Source organism: Ihuprevotella massiliensis (genome assembly GCA_900095835.1).
Taxonomy (GTDB): domain Bacteria; phylum Bacteroidota; class Bacteroidia; order Bacteroidales; family Bacteroidaceae; genus Alloprevotella; species Alloprevotella massiliensis.
The window spans coordinates 1-2,817 of the sequence record LT608320.1; the positions used below are offsets into that span (position 1 = coordinate 1).

The 2,817-nt window shown below is 42.0% G+C and carries 3 protein-coding genes and 1 pseudogene; 2 read left to right on the top strand and 2 right to left on the bottom strand.

All coding sequences use genetic code 11. The features are described from left to right. Nucleotides 1-526 precede the first annotated feature (526 nt). Nucleotides 527-1,717 (top strand): hypothetical protein, encoded by a 1,191-nt coding sequence (locus BQ2633_RS00035; protein ID WP_075564442.1) that lies wholly within the window; start codon nucleotides 527-529, stop codon nucleotides 1,715-1,717. A 40-nt stretch (nucleotides 1,718-1,757) separates the two neighbouring features. Here BQ2633_RS00035 and BQ2633_RS00040 read toward each other — a convergent pair whose 3' ends face one another. Continuing rightward, a complete protein-coding gene (locus BQ2633_RS00040; protein WP_075564443.1) occupies nucleotides 1,758-2,036 on the bottom strand; it encodes a Txe/YoeB family addiction module toxin in 279 nt (92 codons plus the stop codon). Beyond that, nucleotides 2,018-2,260 (bottom strand): prevent-host-death protein, encoded by a 243-nt coding sequence (locus BQ2633_RS00045; protein ID WP_075564444.1) that lies wholly within the window; start codon nucleotides 2,258-2,260, stop codon nucleotides 2,018-2,020. Before BQ2633_RS00045 ends, BQ2633_RS00040 begins: the two co-directional genes overlap by 19 nt. A gap of 423 nt (nucleotides 2,261-2,683) precedes the next feature. On the opposite strand from BQ2633_RS00045, the pseudogene BQ2633_RS11230 reads away from it, so the two are divergent. Then, nucleotides 2,684-2,817 (top strand): annotated as a pseudogene (locus BQ2633_RS11230) (replication initiation protein); the annotation flags it as partial.

Sequence of the window (2,817 nt, forward strand, 5' to 3'; positions counted from 1 at the left end):
CCATTATCGAGGGGGAACAAACGATTCCCGACTTCATTGGCTTCCTTGCATCTCTTATTGGTCCATCTCGAACCGCCAAAAACAGAATTGGCTATGTTGTAAATGCAATCAAGAAACAGACAGCAGAGAGTAATACGAAAAGATAATTACAAATAGGGAGTAGTACAAACAAAGACTCCCAGTTTGGTTGACAATTGCTCCCAGTTTGGTTGACAAGTACTCGTAATTGGGTTGACAAGTACTCGTAATTCCTCGCGTGCGCGCGCATAATGCGCGAGCGAGCGACCGGAAAAAAGTACTAAATGTTGTCCCACGTGTTGGAAACAGCTTGTAAAGGAAAGAATAGGATAAAAAGGAGATACTTTCGCAAATTGTCTCATTTCTTTTTCTTACCTTTGCGCTAGCCCTCAATTAGACGAGTTCACGAGTATAATTATAGCACACTATAATTTGCAAGCAAATTGTGTGCTCTCCGAGGGGCAGGAGTTCCCCTGCACTCCTTTGCTTTGCAGGTAAAAAAAATCTCATGGCAAGCACATCGATAAACATTCAACCCTGCAAAGTAGGTTCCTCCGAGCAACACAACGAGCGTACCAAGCAGCTCCATTATGTCAAGCCCGAACTCTCCCACCTCAACGAAAGTTGGAGAAGTGACAATAAAACACTTCCTCAACATTTGACAGAGGTGCAGCGCGCATACAAAGCCCACAAGGGAAAGAAGATGCACGCTAAGGCTACTCCCTTAAGGGAGGGTGTTATCGTTATAGAGCAATCTACAACGATGCAAGATTTGCTAAACTTCGCCAAAGTATGCGAGGAGCAATGGGGGTTAAAACCCCTTCAGATACATATCCATCGAGATGAAGGACATATGCGTTCCAAAGAATGGAAGCCCAATCTTCACGCACATATAGTTTGGAGATGGACTGACGAGAATGGAATTACCCTGAAACTGAATCGCTACGACATGGTGAAAATGCAAACTCTTCTGGCTAAGACATTAGGAATGGAACGAGGGGTGGCATCAGACAAGGAACATCTATCTTCCCTACAATGGAAGAACCAAAGGGAAGAAGAGCAAAAAATCTTACTTGAAACCGAAACAGAACGGCTAAAAGTAGGAAAGGCACGCAAAGAGGCAGCCATAGAGACCGCAAAAAGCGTCTCTGAGGGCGTAAAAACACTTTTGGGTATATCCGCCAAGGAAAAAGAAATAAACGCGCTTAGAAACGAAATAAACCGCCAAAAACAAGAAATAAGACAAATATCCATCGATGCGCAGAAGAAAATCGATGAGCAAGAAAAGAATTGGAAGCAGAAAATTCAGAGTATAGCAAACGATCGAGACCGCGCGCAGGAGAGCATACAAGAAGAAAGGAAACATACAAGGCTTTTTGTCAAACTCTGGAACAACATAACCCATGTATTAGACCCGATAATCTCGCTCGCTACTGATAGGGGTAGGGCTTCTTACAGCGAAGAAGAAATCTGTGCTTTGGACAAGACTTTAGGGAAAACAAGTGTAGAGAATCGCATCCAATGGGCAAAGCTGTATGTTCTTTCTACCTTTCGGCATTTACTATCGAAAGATTTTCAAGACAGATTCCGAGATGTATCCATAGAAACAGAACGAGTAGCAAGATACAAAACGCAGCACCAACTAAAGCAACAAGGACAGAACCAACCCGAACAACGAAGCAGAGGGGTAAGAAGATAAAAGCAACCGCAGGTGAGGAATATCCCCATCTGCGGTTGCTCTACTTATCGCCGTAATGTCCCAATGCTGAAAGGACAAAGACCGTTACAATATCCTCATGCACTGTATATCGAATCCTATTCTTCTTGTCTAGTCTCCGAGACCAGAGAAGGGGCTGATATTTTAGTTGTTCGGGTTTACCAGTCCCCTCATAAGGATGATCTGATAACTCTCTAAACAACTGCTCTACTTTTCGAATAAGAGCCTTGTTTCCCGACTTATATATCTGCTGTAAATCTTTCTTTGAAGTTCCAGCAAGTTCTACAGAATATCTGCCCATATGTTGTTGATATCATGTATTGGGGTTGTATTCCCATTCTTGATGTCTTCCAGCCCTTGCAATATGGCTGCAACTTCCTTAGCAGAAAGAAAGTCTTCCTCATCTGCAACGCTAATGCGTATCGGTCGACTATTCCTACGAGTGACCAAAACAACCTCTTTATCTGCTAAATCAAAATACTTCTTCTGATTGGCTCGAAATTCTCGTGTTGATACTATCTGCATAATCTAAATCTTTTTATTATCCTGATTTTCAATGCAAAGATAAGAATTAAACTCTAAAACACAAAACTTTTATGTACCTATTTGTGTACACGCCAAGAAAAAGCTAGCAAAACGCCCCCTTCTCCCCCAAGGGAAGGTTGTCTTGTTTTCCCTATTGTTGTCCATCCAACAGACGTTTTCGCCTAGACAGAAACGGCCTAAAAGCCTTATTTCTGTCTAGACAACGTCTGTTATGTCTATCCTCGCGCGCGCGCATTATGCGAGAAAAACAGCCTCTAAAGACGAGGAATTTAATGTTAAAAGCGAGGGATTTAATGTTAGATTGATTATTAAAGACGAGGAATTTAATGTAATTGGCGAGAAACCTCGGAGTTTCTCGTACTTTATTATTATATTTGCAGAGCATTTCAAAATAAACTATTTATGGCACGTACTATTAAAGGCAACGAATACGCAATTCAGTCCTACATTTTCACTACTGCAAAGTATGACTTCAACGCATACGAAAAACGCATCGTGTACCGACTTGTGGAATTTGCACAAGATGAAATTAGGGG

Bases quoted from the DNA above. Each gene is read 5' to 3' on its own strand.
- BQ2633_RS00035 (WP_075564442.1), top strand. From the start codon at position 527: ATGGCAAGCACATCGATAAACATTCAACCCTGCAAAGTAGGTTCCTCC.
- BQ2633_RS00040 (WP_075564443.1), bottom strand. From the start codon at position 2,036: ATGGGCAGATATTCTGTAGAACTTGCTGGAACTTCAAAGAAAGATTTA.
- BQ2633_RS00045 (WP_075564444.1), bottom strand. From the start codon at position 2,260: ATGCAGATAGTATCAACACGAGAATTTCGAGCCAATCAGAAGAAGTAT.